Source organism: Geodermatophilus sp. SYSU D00698 (assembly GCF_054050335.1).
In genome coordinates this window covers 63,273-84,196 of the sequence record NZ_JBJGZD010000003.1, presented here as the reverse complement: position 1 = coordinate 84,196, position 20,924 = coordinate 63,273, and the positions used below count along the sequence as shown (strand labels likewise).

Here is a 20,924-nt window from a genome sequence, read left to right as displayed (position 1 = left end):
TGGTTTGATGGCCGTCGTGCCTCTTCCCCGTGTCCTGTCCGGCATCCAGCCGACGGCGGGCTCCTTCCACCTCGGCAACCACCTCGGTGCGCTCCGCCAGTGGGTCGCGCTGCAGGAGACGACCGAGGCCTTCTACTGCGTCGTCGACCTGCACGCGATCACGCTGCCGCAGGACCCCGCGGAGCTGCGCCGGAACACCCTGGTCTCGGCCGCCCAGCTGCTGGCCCTCGGCGTCGACCCGCAGCGCAGCACGCTGTTCGTGCAGAGCCACGTGCCCCAGCACCTGCAGCTGTCGTGGGTGCTCGAGTGCCTCACCGGCTTCGGCGAGGCCGGCCGGATGACGCAGTTCAAGGACAAGAGCCAGCGCGAGGGCACCGCCTCGGCGTCGGTCGGGCTGTTCACCTACCCGGTGCTCCAGGCCGCCGACATCCTCGTCTACCAGGCCGACCAGGTGCCGGTGGGTGAGGACCAGCGCCAGCACCTGGAGCTGACCCGGGACCTCGCCACCCGCTTCAACAGCCGCTTCGGCGAGACCTTCACCCTGCCGGAGACCCTCGTCCCGGCCGGCGGCGCGCGGATCATGGACCTGCAGTCGCCGGACAAGAAGATGAGCAAGAGCCTGCCGCCGGCCGGCTGCGTGTTCCTCCTCGACGACCCGAAGGTGACGGCGAAGAAGATCCGCTCGGCGGTCACCGACACCGGCCGGGAGATCGTGGCCGACCCGGTCGACAAGCCCGGGGTCACCAACCTGCTGGCCATCCACAGCGCGCTGTCGGGCACGCCGGTCGCGGAGCTCGAGGAGCACTTCGCCGGGCGCGGCTACGGCGACCTGAAGAAGGAGCTCACCGAGGTCGTCGCCGAGTTCGTGACGCCGGTCCGCGAGCGCACCAACGAGCTGCTCGACGACCGCGCCGAGCTCGAACGGCTGCTGGCCGCCGGTGCCGCCCGGGCGCGCGAGGTGGCCGCGGGGACCGTCCGCGCGGTCTACGAGCGGGTCGGCTTCCTGGCACCGGTGGCGGAGTCGTGAACGACGACACCTTTGTCCCGCGCAGCCGTGTGGCGCCGCCGGAGACCGCCGTCGTCGGGGTCCTGGTGCCGATCCCCGAGCCGTGGGCTCAGCTGCTGACCGACTGGCGCGCCAAGGTGGGCGACCCGCAGGCGGGCTTCGTGCCACCGCACGTCACGCTGCTGCCGCCCACCGAGGTGCCCTGCGTCGAGCGGGCGGCCATCACCGAGCACCTGAGGCGCGTCGCCGCGGCGCACCCGCCCTTCGACATGCACCTGTCGGGCACCGGCACGTTCACGCCGGTCTCGGACGTCGTGTTCGTCGCCGTCGCGCGCGGCATCGGCAACTGCGAGCTGCTGGCCACCGACGTCCGGTCCGGCCCGCTGGCCCGCTCGCTGACCTACCCGTACCACCCGCACGTGACCGTGGCCCACGACGTGCCGGGCGACATGCTCGAGCTGGCCTACACCGGCCTCGGCGACCTCTCCGCGGAGTTCCGCGTCACCTCGTTCACCGAGTTCGAGCAGACCCCGGAGGGCACCTGGGCGGTCGCCCGCGAGTACCCGCTCACCGGCCCGCCGCACTAGGCCCCCGCGCGTCACCCCCGGCCAGGGACCAGACTCGGACCGGTGGGTGGACCCCGGGACGGACGGCCGCGCGCCGCCGACGTCGTCCGCGCGCCCTGGTCCCGCATCGCCGGCCTCGGCTCCCGGATCACCGCCGTCGTCGACGCCCAGCGCCGCCGCCGGCCCTGGTTCGACCACCTGGCGCGGGCGGGCGGGCGCTACACCCGGACCCAGGGCGACCTCATGGCCGCCGGCGTCACCTACTTCGTGTTCCTCGGGCTGTTCCCGGTGCTGCTGCTGGTCGCGTCGGTCATCGCGCTGGTGCTCTCCGGGGACGCGCTGCTGCAGAAGGAGCTCTACGGCGCCATCCGCGACGCGTTCCCCGACGAGACCGGGGAGCAGATCGTCCGGGAGCTGCGCTCGGCCGTCAGCGCGGCCGGTCTCACCGGCCTGATCGGCGTCGCGGGCTTCCTCTACGCCGGGCTGCGCGCGATGGACAAGCTGCGGATCGGCATGGAGCGCATCTGGAAGGGGACGGTCGACGAGCCGGAGTTCTGGCGGGACAACCTCGCCGACCTCGTCGCGCTGGTCGCCCTCGGCGCGGCCGGGCTGGCCAGCATCGGCCTGACCGGGTTCGCCACCCAGGCCGCCGACGGCGTCCTGACGGTCTTCGGCGTCGAGGACGCGCCCGGCTGGGGCGCCGTCAGCAGCGTGCTCGGCATCGTGCTCGCCTTCGCCGGCGACGTCCTGGTGTTCCTGTGGCTGCTGCGGGTGGTGCCCTCGACGTCGCACCCGCTGCGGCTGCTGCTGCCCGGTGCGCTCTTCGGCGCGGCCGGCTTCGAGCTGATGAAGCTGGCCGGCAGCCTCTACCTGTCCCTGATCTCCGGCAGCGTCACCTCGTCGGCGTTCGGCGGCGCGGTCGGCATCCTCGTCTGGATCAACCTCGTAGCCCGCTTCGCGTTCTTCACCGCGGCGTGGACGGCGACCCTCCCGGCCCTGGAGCGGACGGTCCCGACCGCCCCGGAGGTCCCCGCCGGTCCCGAGCGCCCCGCCGGGCCTGCGGACCCGCCGGTCCCCGCGGAGCCCGGCGCACCGCCCGCCGCCGGCCGATGAGCGTCGCGGCCACCACCGCGACCGCCGCCGCGCCGAGCGCCACCGCGCCCAGGGCCGGCGGGCCGTCGTCGGCGGGGGGAGCCGGCGCCGCCGGGCCGGCGGCGACCTCGGCCGGCCCGGCGGGGGAGGGGGCGGCGGTCGTCGTCGGCTCGGGAGGGACGACGTCGGCGGCGGAGTCGACCAGCGTGCCGACGCCGCCCAGCGACGGCGGCACCGTGAAGCCCCAGTCGAGCAGCAGCGCGGCCTGGTCGGAGGCCCGGCGCGGCACGTTCTCGGTGCCCATGACGCTGACCACCAGCCGCCGCCCGTCGCGCTCGGCGGCGGTGACGAAGGTGTGCCGGGCGGCGTCGGTGAAGCCGGTCTTGCCGCCCAGGGTCCCCGGGTAGCCGGCCAGCGGGTTCTCGTTCTGGATCTGGAAGCCGGGCGAGCGGCCCTCGACGCCGGGCATCTGCGCCGTCGGCGTCAGCAGGATCCCGGCGGTGAACGGGTCGGCGACCAGCGCCCGGAAGAACAGCGCGAGGTCGTAGGGCGAGGAGGACTGGCCGGCGACGTCGAGGCCCGACGGCGAGCCCGCGACCGTGTCGAAGGCGCCCATCTCCAGGGCGGTGGCGTTCATCGTGTCCACGGTGGCCGCCGTCCCGCCGAACGCCCGGGCCAGCGCGTTGGCCGCGTCGTTGCCCGACTGCATCACCAGTGCCTGGAACAGCAGCCCGACCGGGTAGTGGCCGCCGACGACGATCCCGACCTTGCTGCCCTCCATCGCCTCGTCCTCGACGGTGCCGGCGACCACCGCCGCCGGGTCCAGCCGGTGGGCCAGGGTGAGCAGCGTCAGCGTCTTGAGCGTGCTCGCCGGGTAGTAGCGGCCGTGCGGGTCGCGGGCGGCCAGGACGTCGCCGGTGCCGGCGTCGGCCACCAGCCACCCGGCCGCGACGACGTCGGCCGGCAGCGGTGGCGCGCCGTCGACGACGACCGTGCCGCGGGTGTCCAGGCCCTCCCCGCCCACGGTGACCCCACCGGGGCCCTCGCCCTGCGGCGGGCCGCCGGGCAGCGGCGCGGTCGGGGTCGGGGCGGCGGGGTCGGCGGTGGGCCGCGCGGGGTCCGGGGCGGCCACCGCCGGGCCGCCCCCGAGGAGGACGGCCAGCGCGGCCAGGACGGCCGCGAGCGCACCCCGTCGTCGCCGCACGAGGGGACGCTAGCCCCGGCGGGGGCACCTGCGGGGACCGGGCGCAGTGGCGGGGGCCACGGATCCGGGCCGCTTCACAACGATCCCGTCTCGGTCCGCCGCAGGCATGGCGGCCTGCCCGGAGGGCGCGGTTAGCGTGCCGGGGTCGTCCACGTCCGGGCGGCCGCCCGCGGGCGGCCGCGACCAGGACCCACGGGAGCGCCCTCCGCGTCCTGCGCGGGCAGCTCCCTCCAGAGAGGAGATCGTCTTGCGCCGAGCGCGGAAGATGAAGGCCGCAGCGCTGCTGCTGGCCGGCAGCATGGCCCTGGCGGCCTGTGCCAGCGACGAGCCCGCCGCCGGCGGCGGCGGCGAGGGTGGCGGCACCGCCACCGAGGAGCTGCGCGTCGGCCTCGCCTACGACACCGGCGGCCGCGGTGACCGGTCGTTCAACGACTCCGCCTACGCCGGTGCGTCGGCGGCCGTCGAGGCCCTCGACGGCGAGCTGCAGGAGCTCAGCCCCAACGACGACGCCTCCAACCGCGCGGAGCTGCTCACCCAGCTGGCCGAGCAGGGCTTCAACCCGGTCATCGCCGTCGGCTTCAACTACGACGACGTCATCGCCGAGGTCGCGCCGCAGTTCCCCGACACCACGTTCGCGCAGGTCGACGGGTCCAACGAGGACGGCGCCAAGGGCGACAACGTCACCGGGCTGGTCTTCGCCGAGGAGCAGGGGTCGTTCCTGGCCGGCGTCGCCGCCGCGCTGAAGAGCGAGAGCGCCCACATCGGCTTCGTCGGCGGCGTGGAGAGCCCGCTGATCGAGAAGTTCGAGGCCGGCTACGTGGCCGGCGCCCAGGCGGTCAACCCGCAGATCGTCATCGACCGGCAGTACATCTCGCCGGCCGGTGACTTCAGCGGCTTCAACGACCCGGCCCGCGGCCAGATCGTCGCCCAGGGCATGTACGACGCCGGGGCCGACATCGTCTACCACGCGGCCGGTGGTTCGGGTGTCGGCGTCTTCCAGGCCGCCGCGAGCGCCGGCAAGCGCGCCATCGGCGTCGACTCCGACCAGTACCAGACGGTCGACGACCCGGCGCTGCAGGCCGTGATCATGACCTCGATGCTCAAGCGGGTCGACAACGCGGTGGAGGCGTTCATCAACGAGTTCTCCGAGGGCACCGTGGAGGGCGCTGCCGACGTCCGCTACGACCTGGAGGGCGAGGGCGTGGGCCTGTCCACGTCGGGCGGGTACATCGACGACATCCAGCAGGACATCGACGGGTACGCGCAGCAGATCATCGACGGCACCATCACGGTCCCGACGACGATCGAGTGACCCTCGTGCGGGTCTGCCCGCACGACTGATCCACCCTGCGACGCGGGCCCGGGCGGGAAACGCCCGGGCCCGCGGTGCGCCGGGGTCGCCCCGGGCTCGGCCGGAGCCCGGTGGGTAGGGCACCATACGCACGGCCCCAGGGCCCCGAAGCCCGGCGCAGCGGCTGATCCCGCGCGCCGGAGCCGTCCAAAGTGACCTCCCGCCCACCGGCGGGCCACAGCGAGGAGATGCCGGCATGGCACCAGCGGACTCGCCAGCAGACAGTCCGGCGGCGGGTGACGTCCCCCTCGCCGTCGAGCTGCGCGGGATCACCAAGCGCTTCCCCGGCGTGGTGGCGAACCGGGACATCGAGCTGCGGGTCCGTCGCGGCGAGGTGCACGCCATCGTGGGCGAGAACGGCGCCGGCAAGTCGACGCTGATGAAGACCCTCTACGGCGAGCACCGCCCCGACGAGGGGCAGGTCCTCGTCGACGGCCGCGAGGTGACCTTCCGCAGCCCGGCCGACGCCATCGCGGCGGGCATCGGCATGGTCCACCAGCACTTCATGCTGGCCGACAACTTCACCGTCCTGGAGAACGTCGTCCTCGGCAGCGAGCCCACCCGGCGCGGCCGGCTGGACCTCGCCGAGGCGCGCCGCCGGATCACCGACATCTCCGACCGCTACTCCCTCGGACTGCGGCCCGACGCGCTGGTCGAGGACCTCGGCGTCGGCGACCGGCAACGGGTCGAGATCGCCAAGGTCCTCTACCGCAACGCGCGGACCCTGATCCTCGACGAGCCGACCGCCGTGCTCGTGCCGCAGGAGGTCGACGAGCTGTTCGCCAACCTCGCCGAGCTCAAGCGCGAGGGCCTGACGGTCATCTTCATCTCGCACAAGCTCGACGAGGTGCGCCGCGTCGCCGACTCGATCACGGTCATCCGGCGCGGCACCACGGTCGGCACGGCCGACCCGAGGACGACGACGGCCAGGCAGCTGGCCGAGCTGATGGTCGGCGCCGAGCTGCCCACCCCGGAGACCCGCGAGTCCACCGTCCGCGAGACCCCCGTGCTGCAGCTGGTCGGCGTCACCGTCACCGACGTGGGGCACCGCCCCGTGGTGGACGACGTCACGCTCACCGTGCGGGAGGGCGAGGTCGTCGGCATCGCCGGGGTCGAGGGCAACGGCCAGGCCGAGCTCGTCGACGCGATCATGGGACTGCGCCCGCTGGCTGCCGGGTCGGTCGTCCTCGGGACGGAGGACGTCACCGGCTGGAGCACCCGCGCCCGCCGGGAGGCCGGCGTCGGCTTCATCCCCGAGGACCGGCACCGCCAGGGCATGCTGCTGGACGCGCCGCTCTGGGAGAACCGCATCCTCGGCCACCAGACCCGCCCGCCGGCCGTGAAGGGGCCCTTCATCGACCGGCGCGGCGCCCGCGCCGACACCGCGCGGATCATGCGGGAGTACGACGTGCGCGCGCCCGGTCCGGACACGCTGGCCGTCGCCCTCTCCGGCGGCAACCAGCAGAAGCTGATCGTCGGGCGCGAGATGAGCGCCGCGCCGCGGCTGCTGATCGCCGCCCACCCGACCCGCGGCGTCGACGTCGGCGCCCAGTCGGTGATCTGGGAGCTGCTCAAGGACGCCCGCGCGGAGGGACTCGGGATCGTGCTCGTCTCCGCCGACCTCGACGAGCTCATCGGACTGTCGGACACGCTGCACGTGATGCTCCGCGGCCGGCTGGTGGCCACCCTCGACCCGCGGCGGGTGACCCCCGAGGAGCTCGGCGGGCACATGACCGGCGCGCGGACGACGGCGGGTGCGGCGTGAACGGCGTCCTCCGCCGGGTGGGGCTCTCCCTGCTGGGCCCGGTGCTCGCGGTCCTGGTCGCCCTGGTCATCTCCGCGGTGGTCATCGCCCTCATCGGCCAGAACCCGTTCGAGGCGTTCGGGGTGATGGTCGACCTCGGCACCACCCCCTCGCAGCAAGTGCAGTCGATCGTCGTCATCCTCAACCGGGCGGTGCCGCTGTTCCTCGCCGGGCTGGCCGTCGCGGTCGCGTTCCGGATGGGCCTGTTCAACATCGGCGTCGAGGGTCAGTACCGGCTGGCCACCATCCTGGCCGCCGCGGTCGGCGCGGCCGTCGTGCTGCCGGGTCCGCTGCACGTGCTGCTCGTCGTCGTCGTCGCGATGGTGGTCGGGGCGCTGTGGGCCGGCATCGTCGGCGTGCTCAAGGTGACCCGCGGCGTCAGCGAGGTCATCAGCTCGATCATGCTCAACTTCATCGCGCTGGGCCTGGCGTCGTTCCTGCTGACCGGCCCGCTGCGGGGCAGCCCGCCGGGCGCCTCGATCATCACGACCGCGGAGATCCCCGAGTCCGGCCGCTTCCCGAGCCTCAACGGGCAGCTCACCGGGCTGGGCCTGGCCGCGCCGCGCAGCGGTCTCTACGGCTTCCTGCTGGTCGCGGTCGTGGTGGGGGTCGTCGTCGCGGTGCTGATCAAGCGCACCCGCTTCGGGTTCGACCTGCGCGCCACCGGCCTGTCGCCCTCCGCGGCCACGGCCAGCGGCGTCGACGCCCGGCGCATGGTGGTGAAGACCATGCTCATCTCCGGCGCGATCGCCGGCCTGATCGGCCTGCCCGACCTGCTCGGCTCGCAGTACGACTACGGCACCGAGTTCACCGCCGGCCTCGGCTTCCTCGGCATCGCCGTCGCCCTGCTGGGCCGCAGCACCCCGGTGGGCATCGCGCTGGCCGCGCTGCTGTTCGCCTTCCTCGACCGGGCGGCACTGCCCCTGCAGTTCGCCGACATCCCGTCCTCGGTCGTCACGATCATCCAGGGCACGATCGTGCTCGCCGTCGTGATCGCCAACGAGATCGCCCGGCGGCTGGCGCTGCGCTCGGCCGAGCGGGCCGGCGCGTCGGCCGGTCCGGGACCGGACGGCGGCGGGGACGGAGCGGTGCCGCCGCCTCCCGCCCCGGACGGCGGGCAGCAGGTCCGCGCCGGTGTGCCCGGGGACCAGCAGGGAGCACGAGCATGAGCACGACGGCGACGACCCGTACCGGTCAGCCCGGCCGCGGCCCGCTGACCGACCTGCTGACCGGCGGCGGCCGGGCGCGGCGGGTGCTGTGGGTGCTCGTCGGCCTGTGGCTGCTGTTCTCGCTGGTCCGCGTCGTCTCGGGCGAGCAGGAGCTCACCTCGTCCTCGACGCTCCGGGCCGCGCTGCTGCTCGCCGTCCCCATCGGGCTGGCGGCGCTCGGCGGGCTGTGGTCCGAGCGCGCGGGCGTGGTGAACATCGGCCTCGAGGGGATGATGATCCTCGGCACCTGGGGCGCGGGCTGGGCCGGCTACCAGTGGGGCTGGGCCGGCGCGGTCATCGGCGGCGTGGTCTTCGGCGCGGCCGGCGGTCTGCTGCACGCGGTCGCCACGGTGACGTTCGGCGTCGACCACGTGGTCTCCGGCGTCGCGATCAACATCCTCGCCGAGGGCGTCGTCCGCTTCCTGTCCGAGCTGCTGTTCAACGAGGAGACCGGTGGCGGTCCGACGCAGTCGCCGTCCCTGGCCAGCGACCCGCCGGACTTCTCGCTGCCGGTGCTGTCCTCGGGACCGGACCTGCTCGGCGACCTGGAACGGCAGCACTGGTTCCTGGTCAGCGACCTGGCCGGCCTGCTGCGCGGGCTGACCAGCGGCGTGGGACTGCTGACCCTGCTCGCCGTGCTGCTCGTCCCGGTCTCCTACCTGCTGCTGTGGCGGACGGCCTTCGGCCTGCGGCTGCGCTCGTGCGGCGAGAACCCGGCCGCCGCGGACTCCCTGGGCGTGCCGGTCTACCGGCTGAAGTACCTCGCGGTGATCGTCTCCGGCGCACTGGCCGGCCTCGGCGGCGTCTTCCTCGTGTTCGTCGCGGGCATCTACCGCGAGGGTCAGACCGGTGGCCGTGGCTTCATCGGCCTGGCCGCCCTGATCTTCGGCAACTGGCGTCCCGGCGGGCTGGCGGCCGGGGCGGGCCTGTTCGGGTTCGCCGACGCCCTGCAGCTGCGCAGCCAGACCGCGGTGGTGGCCCTGCTGCTGCTCATCGCCGTCCTCCTCGCCGTCCTGGCGGTCGTGCAGGCGCGGCGCGGGAGGTGGCTGGTCGCCGGGATCGCCGGGGTCTTCGCCGCCGCCTCGCTGGTCGGGTTCCTCACCATCGACCGGCTGCCCGAGGGGATCGTCTTCTTCACCCCGCACCTGACCACGCTGCTGGTGCTGTCGCTGGCGTCCCAACGGCTGCGGATGCCCAAGGCCGACGGGCTGGTCTACCGAAGAGGAGAGCACTAGATGGCGGACGTCGACTGGGACGCGCTGCGCGGCGCGGCCCGGGAGGCCATGACGCACGCCTACGCGCCGTACTCGCGGTTCCCCGTGGGCGTGGCCGGGCTGGTCGACGACGGCCGGGTGGTCACCGGCTGCAACGTCGAGAACGCCAGCTACGGCCTGGGCCTGTGCGCCGAGTGCGGGATGGTCAGCGACCTCGCCCGCACCGGCGGCGGCCGGCTGGTCGCGGTGGCCTGCGTCGGCGGGGACGGGCAGCCGCTCATGCCGTGCGGCCGGTGCCGGCAGCTGCTGTGGGAGCACGGCGGCGCCGACATGCTCATCGAGACGGTGTCGCTGGGCATCGTGCCGATGCGCGAGGTGCTGCCCGACGCCTTCGGCCCCGACGACCTGGTCGCCGCGGCGGAGCGGGGGCAGGGCTGATGGCCGCGTTCGACGCCATCGACGTGCTGCGCGCCAAGCGCGACGGCGACCGGCTCACCGACGAGCAGATCCGCTGGGTGATCGGCGCCTACACCGACGGTACGATCCCCGACGAGCAGATGAGCGCGCTGCTCATGGCGGTGTTCTTCCGGGGCATGTCCGCCGGCGAGCTCTCGGTGTGGACGCAGGCGATGATCGACTCCGGCGAGCGCAAGGACCTGTCCCCGCTGGGCCGGCCGACCGCCGACAAGCACTCCACCGGCGGCGTCGGCGACAAGACCACCCTGCCGCTCGCGCCGCTGGTCGCCGCCTGCGGCGTCGCGGTGCCGCAGCTGTCGGGCCGGGGCCTGGGCCACACCGGCGGCACGCTGGACAAGCTCGAGTCGATCCCCGGCTGGCGGGCCGACGTGCACGAGGAGGCCTACCTGCGGCAGCTCGCCGAGGTGGGCGCGGTGATCTGCGCCGCCGGGCACGACCTCGCGCCGGCGGACAAGAAGCTCTACGCGCTGCGCGACGTGACCGCGACGGTCGAGTCGATCCCGCTGATCGCCAGCTCGATCATGAGCAAGAAGATCGCCGAGGGCGCGGACGCGCTGGTGCTCGACGTCAAGACCGGCTCGGGGGCGTTCATGAAGGACCCCGAGTCCTCCCGCGAGCTGGCCCGCACCATGGTCGGCCTCGGCGAGGCGGCCGGGGTGAACACCGTGGCGCTGGTGACCGCGATGGACCGGCCGCTGGGCCGCGCCGCCGGCAACGCCGTCGAGGTCGCCGAGTCGGTGGAGGTCCTCGCCGGCGGCGGCCCGGCCGACGTCGTCGAGCTGACCCTGGCCCTGGCGCGGGAGATGCTCACCGGCGCCGGGCGCCCCGACGTCGACCCCGCCGACGCGCTGCGCGACGGCCGGGCGATGGACGTGTGGCGGCGGATGGTCGCCGCGCAGGGCGGCGACCCCGACGCGCCGCTGCCGCAGCCGGCGGAGAAGCACGTGGTGACCGCCCCGGCCACCGGCACGCTCACCCGCCTGGACGCCTACGCCCTGGGCGTCGCCGCCTGGCGGCTGGGCGCCGGCCGCGCACGCAAGGAGGACCCGGTCTCCGCCGCCGCCGGCGTCACCTGGACGGCGACGGTGGGGGAGCGGGTGACCGAGGGCCAGCCGCTGCTCGAGCTGCACACCGACGACGCCGCGCGCATCCCGCGGGCGCTGGAGGCGCTGGAGGGTGCGCTCGGCGTCGACACCGGCGACGAGCCGCTGCCCCTGCTGATCGACCGCATCTCCGCCTGAAGGGCCCTCCTGCCCCCACCCGGGAAGGACCCCGTCCTCCTCACCCCTCGCAGGCTCGGGAGGGGGCCGGCGGCGGGCCCCTGCAGGAGGGCCGGGCCAGGGCGGTCGGCGCGGGGCCGCGATCGGAGAGGACACTGGGTCCTCGTGACCAGCACGTCCGCGGTACCGACCTCCACCGCCGCCCCGCGCGCCGGGGAGCCCCTCGATCCGGACGCGGCGATCTCCGTCCGCGGGCTGGTGAAGCGCTACGGCACCGCGACCGCCGTCGACGGCCTGGACCTCGACATCCGGCGCGGCGAGATCTTCGCGCTGCTCGGCCCCAACGGCGCCGGCAAGACGACGACGGTCGAGATCTGCGAGGGCTTCCGCGACCGCGACGGCGGCGAGGTACGGGTGCTCGGCACCGACCCGGCCTCGGGCGGGCGCCGGTGGAAGGCGCAACTGGGCATCGTGCTGCAGTCCGGCGCCGGGGACAGCCAGCTGACCTGCCGCGAGCTGCTGCGCGCGCAGGCGTCCTACTACCCCGACCCGCGCGACCCCGACGAGGTGCTCGAGCTGGTCGGGCTGACCGGGAAGGCCCGCGCCCGCGGCCGCTCGCTGTCGGGCGGCCAGCGCCGCCGGCTCGACGTCGCGCTCGGCATCGTCGGCCGCCCCTCGCTGCTGTTCCTCGACGAGCCGACCACCGGCTTCGACCCCGAGGCGCGGCGGCAGTTCTGGTCGCTGATCCGCTCGCTGCGCGACCTCGGCACGACGATGCTGCTCACCACCCACTACCTGGACGAGGCCGAGGCGCTGGCCGACCGGGTCGGCGTCATCGCGCACGGGCGGCTGGCCGAGGTCGCCGTCCCCTCGGAGCTGGGCGGCCGCGGGCGCGCGCCGGCGGTGGTCAGCTGGACCGAGGACGGCGTCCGGCGCAGCGAGGCCACCGCGACCCCGACGGCGTTCGTCTCCGCGCTGTCCGCCCGCTTTCCCGGCGAGGTGCCCGACCTGGCGGTGGCCCGCCCGACCCTCGAGGACGTGTACCTGCAGATGATCGGGGAGGCCCGCGCGTGAGCGCCGGAACCGTCACCCGGGGGCGGACGGCGCTGCCGTCGCTGCCCGCCGTCTACCGCTCCCGCGCCGGGGTGGAGCTCAAGGAGTTCTTCCGGCAGCGCGAGTCGGTGGTGTTCACCCTCGTCTTCCCCGTGCTGCTGCTCGTGGTGTTCGGCGCGGTGCTCGACTACGACCTCGGCAGCGGGGTCAGCTTCGTCCAGTACTTCCTGGCCGGTGTGATCGCCGCCGGCATCCTCGGGGCCAGCCTGCAGAACATGGCGATCTCGATCGCCACCGAACGCGCCGACGGCACGCTCAAGGGCCTCTACGGCACCCCCATGCCGCGCAGCGCCTACTTCGTCGGCAAGGTCGTGCAGGTCCTCGCCGTCACGGTGCTGATCATCGTGGTCCTGCTGGCGGTCGGGGCGGTCTTCTACGACGTCGACCTGCCCTCGGGCCGCGACTGGCTGACCTTCGCCTGGGTGACCGCGCTCGGCGCCGCGGCGTGCACGCTGCTCGGCATCGCCGTGTCCAGCCTCGCGCGCAACGGCCGGTCGGCGTCGGCCACGGTCACGCCGATCGCCCTGGTGCTGCAGTTCATCTCCGGCGTCTTCTTCCAGTTCAGCCAGGTGCCGGGCTGGATGCAGACGGTCGCGTCGCTGTTCCCGCTCAAGTGGATGGCGCAGGGCCTGCGCTCGGTGTTCCTCCCCGACGCGCTCGCCGCGCAGGAGCCGGCGGGGTCCTGGGAGCTCGGGCGGGTGGCGCTGGTACTGGCCGTGTGGTGCGCCGCCGGTCTGGTGCTCTGCGTCCTGACCTTCCGCTGGCAGGAGCGCGGCACGAGATAGCGTCGGGTGGTGCCCGCACCACTCGACGCCGACTCGGTCCGCCGCGCGCCCAAGGTCCTCCTGCACGACCACCTCGACGGCGGGCTGCGTCCGCAGACGGTGCTCGAGCTCGCCGACGAGGCGGGCTACCGCGCCCTCCCCGCCCGCGACGCGGAGGCGCTGGGGACCTGGTTCCGCGAGGCCGCCGACTCCGGCTCGCTGGTGCGGTACCTGGAGACGTTCGCGCACACCGTCGGGGTGATGCAGCGGCCCGAGGCGGTGCGCCGGGTGGCCCGCGAGTGCGCCCTCGACCTCGCCGCCGACGGCGTCGTGTACGCCGAGGTCCGCATGGCGCCGGAGCTGGTGACGGCGGGCGGCACCCCGATCGAGGAGGCCGTGGAGGCGATCCTCGACGGGTTCGCCGCGGGCAGCGCCGAGGCGGCCGCGGCGGGGACGCCGATCACGGTCGGCACGCTGCTGTGCGCGATGCGGCAGGAGGACCGCTGGGAGGAGGTCGCCGGCCTCGTCGTCCGGTACCGGGACGCCGGCGTCGTCGGCTTCGACCTGGCCGGGCCGGAGATCGGCTTCCCGCCGGACCGGATCCCCGGGGCGATCGCGCTGCTCGACCGCGCCGGCGCGCACCGCACCGTCCACGCCGGCGAGGCGGCCGGCGTCGACAGCATCCGGGCCGCGCTGGACGGCGCCCGCGCCGAGCGGCTCGGCCACGGCGTGCGGATCGCCGACGAGGTGCCGATGGAGGGCCCGCTCGGCCCGCTGGCGCGGCGGGTCCTCGACGAGCAGGTGCCGCTGGAGGTCGCGCCGTCGTCGAACGTGCAGACCGGCGCCTACCCCTCGATCGCGCGGCACCCGGTGGGCCGGCTGCACCGGCTGGGCTTCGCCGTCACGGTGAACACCGACAACCGGCTGATGAGCGGCGTCTCGGTGACCAGCGAGCTGACCGACGTCGCCGCCACCCACGGCTGGGGCTGGGACGACCTCCAGACGGTCACCGAGCGGGCGCTGGCCGCGGCGTTCACCGACAACGCCGAGCGGGCCCGGCTGCTCGACGACGTCGTCCGCCCGGGGTACGCCGCCCTCCGCGGGTGATCACGGCCACCGCCCGCTGCGGAAGGGCGGACCGGGCGCCGCTGTTACCGTGGGTGTGCCGGCACTCGCCGGACATCCTCCCGGACGGTCCGTCCGGGCATGAGCGCATCCGTGCAGATCCGCCGCGTCCCATGACGCCCGCGATCGCCAGTGAGGACGCCGACTGACGGCGCCCGCGCACCACCACGGGACGCGCCCGAGCTGTATCGGAGTCCCCACCCCCGCATGACCACGTCCGACACCGTCGACGTCCAGAGCACCCTCGACACCCCCGCCCCGGCGGGCCCCACGTTCGCCCAGCTGGGCCTGCCCCAGCAGCTGGTGACCGCTCTCGAGCGGCGCGGCATCCGCGCGCCCTTCGCCATCCAGGCCTCCGTCCTGCCCGACGCCCTCACCGGGCGCGACGTGCTGGGCAAGGCGGCCACCGGGTCCGGCAAGACCCTGGCCTTCGGCCTGCCGATGCTCGCCCGCATGGGCCTCACCGCCCGCCGCGGCCCCCGCGCCCCGCGCGCGCTGGTGCTCGTGCCCACGCGCGAGCTCGCCCAGCAGGTCTCCGACAACCTGGCCCCGCTCGGCCAGGCCGTCGGTGCCCAGTTCGCCACCGTCTACGGCGGCGCCTCGATGGGACGCCAGATCTCCCAGCTGCGGCGCGGCGTCGACGTCGTCGTCGCCACCCCCGGCCGGCTGCAGGACCTGATCGGCCAGCGCGAGGTCACCCTCGCCGACGTCGAGGTCAGCGTCGTCGACGAGGCCGACTTCATGTCCGACCTCGGCTTCCTGCCCGTCGTGCAGGAGCTGCTCGACCAGACCCGTCCCGACGCCCAGCGGCTGCTGTTCTCGGCCACGCTGGACGGCGAGGTGGACACGCTGGTCCGCCGCTACCTGACCGACCCCGCGCGGCACGAGGTCAAGCGCGCCGGCGACGACGCCCCGCCGGCCGAGCACCTGGCCTACAGCGTCGCCTTCCGCGACAAGGTGCCGGTGACCCAGGAGCTGGCCGCGCGGCCGGGCCGCACGATCGTGTTCGCCCGCACCCAGCTCGGCGTCGACCGGCTCACCGAGAACCTGCAGGCCGTCGGCATCAAGGCCGAGGCGATCCACGGCGGGCTGCCGCAGTCGGCCCGCCGGCGGGCGCTCGAGGCGTTCACCGACGCCCGCAGCCCCGTGCTGGTGGCCACCGACGTCGCCGCCCGCGGCATCCACGTCGACGACGTCTCGCTGGTCCTGCACTACGACCCGCCGGCCGACCACAAGACCTACCTGCACCGCTCGGGCCGCACCGCCCGCGCCGGCGCCGGCGGCGTCGTGGTCTCGCTGCTGCTGCCCGACCAGGTCGGTCAGGCCAAGCGGCGGTTCCGGCAGGCGAAGGTGGACCCGCAGGTCGACCGCATCCGGCCGGGCGACGCCCCGATCGCCGAGCTCGTCGCCAGCGGCGTGCCGGTGGAGCCGGTCGAGCGGCCGGCCCGCGAGTCGCGCCGCCCGCACGGCGGCCCCGGCGGCCGGCGTCCGCGCCGCGACGGCGACCGGCCTCGCCGCTCCTACGGCGAGGGCGACCGCGGCCGCCGTGACGACCGGCCGCGCCGGCCCTCCGGCGACCGCGACCGCTACCGCGGCCCCGGCGAGGGCCACCGCGGCGGGCGGTCCGACCGCCCCGCGCCCGCGCGCGACTGACGGAGGACCCCGCGTCCCCCACCGCTCGCACGCCCGCGGCGGGTCCCTGACTCGGGGCGTTCCAGCACCTCACCACGGCCGGTCCCGGGACTCCCGGGGCCGGCCGCTGTGCTGTTCCGTGGTCGCTCGTGCTCTGCCCTCACCCGTGGGCAGAGCACGAGCTCACGGCAGGCAGGTCCCGGCGCCCGGCCGTGCCCGGGTGCGGAGCCCGGGGCACGTCCGTCAGTGGCGGAAGACCAGCGCCCCGCCGACCTGGGCGACGACCTCGTCCCAGGCCTCCCGCAGCGGAGCGGCGTCCTCGGCGCGCAGGGTGGCGCCGGGCTCCCGCTCGCCGCGCGCCACCGCCCGGCCCAGCGGCGCGGTGGGGGCGAGCAGCTCGTCGACCCGGGTGAGGCCCGCGTACTCGGCGACGTCGCGCACGCCCTCGACCGGCTGGGCGAACACCCGGTGGTCGACCAGGCCCGCCGCGCCCCCGGCCACCTCGGCGAGCACCTCGGACAGCTCGGTGAGGTCGTAGCGGTCCTGCTCGGCCGGCAGCGGCATGACGTCGGTGTCGGCCACCTCGGGCCAGGACGCGATCTCGGTGAGGTCGTGCTGCTCGTCGCCGGCGCAGAACCGGGCGAGGTCGGCCGGGGTGTCGAACAGGTAGACCTCGCCGTCGCGGCCGAGGAACCGGGCGACGTCCTCCACGTAGCAGCGCAGCGTCACGCCGGCGCCCTCGGGGACGACGAGCTCGACCGGGAGGATGCCGACGGCCTCCCAGAACTCCGCCGCCGCGGCGACCGCGGCCGGGGTGGCGGTGATCCGGCTGCCGCCGCGGATGGTGCTCACCCCGGCGGTGGCCGCCTCCGCCGGCGCGGCGGCCGTCGAGCCCGCGGCCGGGCGGTCGCCCGAGCCGTCCGGGCCCCGCGCGACGGTGGCCTCCGCGCCGCGGCCGGCGCGCGCGGCCTCGGACGGGCCCTCGTCGGTCAGGTCCTCGTCGGTCAGGTCCTCGTCGTCGGTCTCGTCCTCGTCGGCGGCCGAGGGGTAGGCCTCCAGGGTGGTGGTGCCGGCGCCGGTCCAGTCCAGGTGCGCCGAGAGCTCCTCGAGGACGTCCTCCCACAGCTCGTCGAGCGCGCCGCCGACGCCGATCCAGGCGTCCTCGCCCGAGCGGCCGACGAACGCGTCGACCCCGAGGCCGAGCGACCCGATCTCCGGCCGGGCCACCAGCTCGGCGAGGGAGGGGAACTCGGTCTCCTCGTCGAGGTCCTCGTCGGCGTCCTCGTCGGCGTCCTCGTCGGCGTCCGTGCCGGCCCGCGAGGAGGTCGCGCCGTCCTCGTCGTCGTCCCCGGCGGTGTCCAGGCACTCGGCCAGCCGGCTGACGATGTCGATGGTGGCCGCGAGCTCCTCGACCGCCCACCGGTCCGGGTTCTCGGCGGCGATGTCGTAGACGCCGTCGAGGTCGTAGCGGTGGTCGTCGTCGGGCGTCAGGTCCGCCGCGCCCAGCCCGACCACGACCGGCCAGACCGGGTGGTCGGCGAGGTCGTGGTCGGTGGCGGTGCGGCAGAACGCGGCGAGTGCGGCCGGGGTGGGGAAGAGGTGGACCGTGGCGGTCTCCCCCTCGGAGGTACCGAGGAAGGCCTGCCACTCCTCGCCGTCCTCCTCCCACGGCGGCGCCCACAGGGTGTAGCCCGTGCGGTCGTCGACGGTGAGGGCGATGGGGACGATGCTGGGCCTGGCCACGGAGCCCATCCTGCCCGGTGCGCCCGGGAGCGCACCCGGGGGTTTCAGACCCCCTTCGGGTGCCACACCGTCTTGGTCTCCAGGAACCGCGTCATCCGGCCGGTGCCGGGGTCGGCGGTCCAGTCCGGCTCCTCGGCCGGCGGGCGCAGCACCCGCTTGATGCTGCCGGCCGCCAGCCGCTCGAGCTCCATGGCCCGGCCGGCGGGCGCGCCGGTCAGGTCGATCGCGTCGACGTCGTCGTGCTCGGCCAGCCAGGGGCCGATCTCGCCGGCGTCGCCGGTGAGCAGGTTGACCACGCCGCCGGGGACGTCGCTGGTGGCCAGCACCTCGCCGAGGGTGACCGCCGGCAGCGGGCGCTCGTGCGAGCTGACGACGACGGCGGTGTTGCCGCCCGCGAGCACCGGCGCCAGCACGCTGACCAGGCCGAGCAGCGACGAGCGCTGCGGGGCGAGGACCGCGACGACGCCGGTCGGCTCCGGCAGGGAGAAGTCGAAGAACGGCCCCGCGACCGGGTTGGCGCTGCCCAGGACGGCGGCCAGCTTGTCGGTCCACCCGGCGTACCAGACCCAGCGGTCGACGGCGGCGTCCACGACGGCGCGGGCGCGGCCGGCCGACAGCCCCTCGCCGGCGGCGACCTCCTCGCAGAACTGCGCGTGCCGGCCCTCCATCACCTCCGCGACCCGGTACAGGACCTGGCCGCGGTTGTAGGCGGTCGCGCGCGACCACTTCCCGAACGCGGCCCGCGCGGCGACCACGGCGTCGCGGGCGTCCTTGCGGGAGGCCAGCGCGGCGTTGGCGAGGAACGCGCCCCTGGCGTCGGTGACCTCGTAGGTGCGGCCGGACTCCGAGCGCGGGAAGGTCCCGTTCACGTACAGCTTGTAGGTCTTGCGGACCGCGAGACGGTCGCTCACCGGGAGCTCTCCTTCAGGTACGCGGCCAGCCCGTGCCGGCCGCCCTCGCGGCCGTAGCCGGACTGCTTGTAGCCGCCGAAGGGCGACGTCGGGTCGAACTGGTTGAACGTGTTGGCCCAGACCACGCCGGCGCGCAGCCGGTCGGCGATCGCGAGGATCCGCGAGCCCTTCTCGGTCCAGATGCCGGCCGACAGCCCGTAGGTGCTGTTGTTGGCCTTGGCCACCGCCTCGTCGGGCGTGCGGAAGGTCAGCACCGACAGCACCGGGCCGAACACCTCGTCGCGGGCGATCCGGTGGGCGGGGGAGACGTCGGTGAACACCGTCGGCGGGAACCAGAAGCCGCGGTCGGGCAGGTCGCAGGCCGGCTGCCAGCGCTGCGCGCCCTCCGCCTCGCCGATCTCCGACAGCTCCCGGATGCGGGCGAGCTGCTCGGCCGAGTTGATCGCGCCGATGTCGGTGTTCTTGTCCAGCGGGTCGCCCACCCGCAGCGTGCCGATCCGCCGCTGCAGCGAGGCGATGACCTCGTCGTGGACCGACTCCTGCACCAGCAGCCGGGAGCCCGCGCAGCAGACGTGGCCCTGGTTGAAGAAGATGCCGCGCACGATGCCCTCGACGGCCTGGTCGATCGGGGCGTCGTCGAAGACGATGTTGGCCGCCTTGCCGCCGAGCTCCAGGGTCAGCGCCTTGCGGGTGCCGGCGACGGCGCGGGCGATCGAGCGGCCGACCTCGGTCGAGCCGGTGAACGCGACCTTGTCGACGTCCTCGTGCTCGACGACGGCCCGGCCGGTGTCGCCGGCGCCGGTGACGACGTTGACCACGCCCGGCGGCAGGTCGGCCTGCCGGCACACCTCGGCGAACAGCAGCGCGGTCAGCGGGGTGGTCTCGGCCGGCTTGAGGACGACGGTGTTGCCGGTGGCCAGCGCCGGGGCGACCTTCCACGCCAGCATCAGCAGCGGGAAGTTCCACGGGATGACCTGGCCGGCCACGCCGTGCGGCCGCGGGTCGGTCCCGAGGCCCGCGTAGGCGAGCTTGTCGGCCCAGCCCGCGTGGTAGAAGAAGTGCGCCGCGGCCAGGGGGACGTCGACGTCGCGGGACTCCCGGATCGGCTTGCCGTTGTCCAGGGACTCCAGGACGGCGAACTCGCGGGCCCGCTCCTGCAGGATCCGCGCGATCCGGAACAGGTACTTGCCGCGGTCGGCCGGGCGCATCGGGCCCCACACGCGGGTGTACGCGCGGCGGGCGGCCCTCACGGCACGGTCGACGTCGGCCTCGGTGCCCACCGCGACCTCGCTGAGCACCTCCTCGGTGGCCGGGTTGACCGTCTTCATGGTCTCGCCGGAGCCGTCGACGAACTCGCCGTCGACGAACAGGCCGTAGGACGGCGCGACGTCGACGATCGACCGGGACTCGGGGGCGGGGGCGTACTCGAACAGGGGGCTGGTGGTCATCAGTCGACGCTCACGTGGTCGGGGCCGGAGTAGTGGCCGGTGCGCAGCTTCTGCCGCTGCAGGAGCAGGTCGTTGAGGAGGCTGGAGGCGCCGAGGCGGAACCAGTCGGGGGACAGCCAGTCGGCGCCGACGGTCTCGTTGACGAGCACCAGGTGCTTGATCGCGTCCTTGGTGGTGCGGATGCCGCCGGCGGGCTTGACGCCGACCTGCCGGCCGGTGGCGGCGCGGAAGTCGCGGACCGCCTCGAGCATCACCAGGCACACCGGCAGGGTGGCCGCGGGGGAGATCTTGCCGGTGGAGGTCTTGATGAAGTCGGCCCCGGCGAGCATCGCCAGCCACGAGGCGCGGCGGGCGTTGTCGTAGGTGACCAGCTCGCCGGTCTCGAGGATGACCTTGAGGTGCGCGTCCCCGCACGCCTCCCTCACCGCGACGACCTCGTCGAACACCTCCAGGTAGCGGCCGGACAGGAACGCGCCCCGGTCGATGACCATGTCGATCTCGTCCGCGCCGTTGCCCACGGCGTCGCGGACGTCGGCGAGCTTGACCTCCCGGCTGGCGCGGCCGCTGGGGAAGGCGGTGGCGACGGCGGCGACGTGGATGCCGGTGCCCGCCAGGGCCTCCCGCGCGACGCCCGCCAGGTCGCCGTAGACGCAGACGGCGGCGACCGACGGGGCGGTCGGGTCCTCGGGGTCGGGGCGGCGGGCCTTGGCGGCCAGGGAGCGGACCTTGCCGGGGGTGTCGGCGCCCTCGAGGGTGGTCAGGTCGACCATCGAGATCGCGGTGTCGATCGCCCAGGCCTTGGCCGTGGTCTTGATCGAGCGGGTGCCGAGGGTGGCGGCGCGCTGCTCGGCCCCCACCTGGTCGACGCCGGGCAGGCCGTGCAGGAAGGCGCGGAGGGCGGCGTCCGAGCGGGTCACGTCGTCGAGCGGCGCCGCGGGCCCCGGGCCGGGCCGGGTCCCGGCCGCCAGCGTCCCGGGATCGAGCACGTGGGTCATGCGCCCATCCTCCCAGTGCGATCGGCCACTCCGGGACCGCGGTCACCCGGG

General features: G+C 74.9%; 17 protein-coding genes and 1 pseudogene. 13 read left to right on the top strand and 5 right to left on the bottom strand.

Annotated elements, in window-relative coordinates; translation table 11 throughout:
• Nucleotides 1–7: 7 nt before the first annotated feature.
• The 3 genes and pseudogenes from trpS to ACI8AB_RS03625 form a co-directional block, all read left to right on the top strand.
• Nucleotides 8–1,027 carry a tryptophan--tRNA ligase gene (gene trpS / locus ACI8AB_RS03635; protein WP_456948999.1) on the top strand — a complete coding sequence of 340 codons (1,020 nt, stop codon included), beginning with the start codon at nt 8–10 and terminating at the stop codon, nt 1,025–1,027.
• Nucleotides 1,024–1,593 carry a 2'-5' RNA ligase family protein gene (locus ACI8AB_RS03630; protein ID WP_456948998.1) on the top strand — a complete coding sequence of 190 codons (570 nt, stop codon included), beginning with the start codon at nt 1,024–1,026 and terminating at the stop codon, nt 1,591–1,593. The genes trpS and ACI8AB_RS03630 overlap by 4 nt, the downstream gene beginning before the upstream one ends.
• 222 nt (nt 1,594–1,815) lie before the next feature.
• A pseudogene (locus ACI8AB_RS03625) lies at nt 1,816–2,505 on the top strand (YihY/virulence factor BrkB family protein); the annotation flags it as partial.
• A 31-nt stretch (nt 2,506–2,536) separates the two neighbouring features.
• On the opposite strand, the gene ACI8AB_RS03620 reads toward ACI8AB_RS03625, so the two are convergent.
• Entirely contained in the window at nt 2,537–3,868 is a 1,332-nt protein-coding gene (locus tag ACI8AB_RS03620; RefSeq protein WP_456948997.1) for a D-alanyl-D-alanine carboxypeptidase family protein, read from the bottom strand.
• A gap of 247 nt (nt 3,869–4,115) precedes the next feature.
• On the opposite strand from ACI8AB_RS03620, the gene ACI8AB_RS03615 reads away from it, so the two are divergent.
• The 10 genes from ACI8AB_RS03615 (at nt 4,116) to ACI8AB_RS03570 (ending at nt 15,797) form a co-directional block, all read left to right on the top strand.
• Nucleotides 4,116–5,180 carry a BMP family lipoprotein gene (locus tag ACI8AB_RS03615; RefSeq protein ID WP_456948996.1) on the top strand — a complete coding sequence of 355 codons (1,065 nt, stop codon included), beginning with the start codon at nt 4,116–4,118 and terminating at the stop codon, nt 5,178–5,180.
• Between the two features lie 235 nt (nt 5,181–5,415).
• The gene (locus ACI8AB_RS03610; protein WP_456948995.1) at nt 5,416–6,984 is read left to right on the top strand and encodes an ABC transporter ATP-binding protein; all 1,569 of its coding nucleotides are present in this window, start codon (nt 5,416–5,418) and stop codon (nt 6,982–6,984) included.
• Nucleotides 6,981–8,192, top strand: coding sequence for an ABC transporter permease (locus tag ACI8AB_RS03605; protein ID WP_456948994.1), 1,212 nt, complete (start codon nt 6,981–6,983; stop codon nt 8,190–8,192). Before ACI8AB_RS03610 ends, ACI8AB_RS03605 begins: the two co-directional genes overlap by 4 nt.
• Entirely contained in the window at nt 8,189–9,466 is a 1,278-nt protein-coding gene (locus ACI8AB_RS03600) for an ABC transporter permease (protein WP_456948993.1), read from the top strand. The genes ACI8AB_RS03605 and ACI8AB_RS03600 overlap by 4 nt, the downstream gene beginning before the upstream one ends.
• Complete coding sequence (locus ACI8AB_RS03595; protein ID WP_387987570.1) at nt 9,467–9,883, top strand: cytidine deaminase; 417 nt, start codon at nt 9,467–9,469, stop codon at nt 9,881–9,883.
• A complete protein-coding gene (locus ACI8AB_RS03590) occupies nt 9,883–11,163 on the top strand; it encodes a thymidine phosphorylase (protein ID WP_456948992.1) in 1,281 nt (426 codons plus the stop codon). Before ACI8AB_RS03595 ends, ACI8AB_RS03590 begins: the two co-directional genes overlap by 1 nt.
• 144 nt (nt 11,164–11,307) lie before the next feature.
• Nucleotides 11,308–12,216 (top strand): ABC transporter ATP-binding protein, encoded by a 909-nt coding sequence (locus ACI8AB_RS03585; RefSeq protein WP_456948991.1) that lies wholly within the window; start codon nt 11,308–11,310, stop codon nt 12,214–12,216.
• Nucleotides 12,213–13,040 (top strand): ABC transporter permease, encoded by an 828-nt coding sequence (locus ACI8AB_RS03580; protein WP_387987564.1) that lies wholly within the window; start codon nt 12,213–12,215, stop codon nt 13,038–13,040. The genes ACI8AB_RS03585 and ACI8AB_RS03580 overlap by 4 nt, the downstream gene beginning before the upstream one ends.
• A 9-nt stretch (nt 13,041–13,049) precedes the next feature.
• Nucleotides 13,050–14,126 (top strand): adenosine deaminase, encoded by a 1,077-nt coding sequence (locus ACI8AB_RS03575; RefSeq protein ID WP_456948990.1) that lies wholly within the window; start codon nt 13,050–13,052, stop codon nt 14,124–14,126.
• A gap of 225 nt (nt 14,127–14,351) precedes the next feature.
• Entirely contained in the window at nt 14,352–15,797 is a 1,446-nt protein-coding gene (locus ACI8AB_RS03570) for a DEAD/DEAH box helicase (protein ID WP_456948989.1), read from the top strand.
• 222 nt (nt 15,798–16,019) lie between these two features.
• Here ACI8AB_RS03570 and ACI8AB_RS03565 read toward each other — a convergent pair whose 3' ends face one another.
• From ACI8AB_RS03565 to deoC, 4 genes are read right to left on the bottom strand one after another with little or no spacing between them, the layout of a single operon-like run.
• Nucleotides 16,020–17,519, bottom strand: coding sequence for a hypothetical protein (locus ACI8AB_RS03565; RefSeq protein WP_456948988.1), 1,500 nt, complete (start codon nt 17,517–17,519; stop codon nt 16,020–16,022).
• Nucleotides 17,520–17,563: 44 nt separating this feature from the next.
• The gene (locus ACI8AB_RS03560) at nt 17,564–18,430 is read right to left on the bottom strand and encodes an aldehyde dehydrogenase family protein (protein WP_456948987.1); all 867 of its coding nucleotides are present in this window, start codon (nt 18,428–18,430) and stop codon (nt 17,564–17,566) included.
• Nucleotides 18,427–19,878 (bottom strand): aldehyde dehydrogenase family protein, encoded by a 1,452-nt coding sequence (locus tag ACI8AB_RS03555; RefSeq protein ID WP_387987555.1) that lies wholly within the window; start codon nt 19,876–19,878, stop codon nt 18,427–18,429. The genes ACI8AB_RS03560 and ACI8AB_RS03555 overlap by 4 nt, the downstream gene beginning before the upstream one ends.
• Nucleotides 19,878–20,873, bottom strand: a complete 996-nt coding sequence (gene deoC, locus ACI8AB_RS03550; protein WP_456948986.1) for a deoxyribose-phosphate aldolase — start codon at nt 20,871–20,873, stop codon at nt 19,878–19,880. Before deoC ends, ACI8AB_RS03555 begins: the two co-directional genes overlap by 1 nt.
• Nucleotides 20,874–20,924: the final 51 nt, after the last annotated feature.

Excerpts from the sequence above, each read along its gene's own strand:
- ACI8AB_RS03570 (WP_456948989.1), top strand. The coding sequence starts at position 14,352 with ATGACCACGTCCGACACCGTCGACGTCCAGAGCACCCTCGACACCCCC.
- ACI8AB_RS03555 (WP_387987555.1), bottom strand. The coding sequence starts at position 19,878 with ATGACCACCAGCCCCCTGTTCGAGTACGCCCCCGCCCCCGAGTCCCGG.
- ACI8AB_RS03610 (WP_456948995.1), top strand. The coding sequence starts at position 5,416 with ATGGCACCAGCGGACTCGCCAGCAGACAGTCCGGCGGCGGGTGACGTC.
- ACI8AB_RS03595 (WP_387987570.1), top strand. The coding sequence starts at position 9,467 with ATGGCGGACGTCGACTGGGACGCGCTGCGCGGCGCGGCCCGGGAGGCC.
- ACI8AB_RS03590 (WP_456948992.1), top strand. The coding sequence starts at position 9,883 with ATGGCCGCGTTCGACGCCATCGACGTGCTGCGCGCCAAGCGCGACGGC.
- deoC (WP_456948986.1), bottom strand. The coding sequence starts at position 20,873 with ATGACCCACGTGCTCGATCCCGGGACGCTGGCGGCCGGGACCCGGCCC.
- ACI8AB_RS03600 (WP_456948993.1), top strand. The coding sequence starts at position 8,189 with ATGAGCACGACGGCGACGACCCGTACCGGTCAGCCCGGCCGCGGCCCG.
- trpS (WP_456948999.1), top strand. The coding sequence starts at position 8 with ATGGCCGTCGTGCCTCTTCCCCGTGTCCTGTCCGGCATCCAGCCGACG.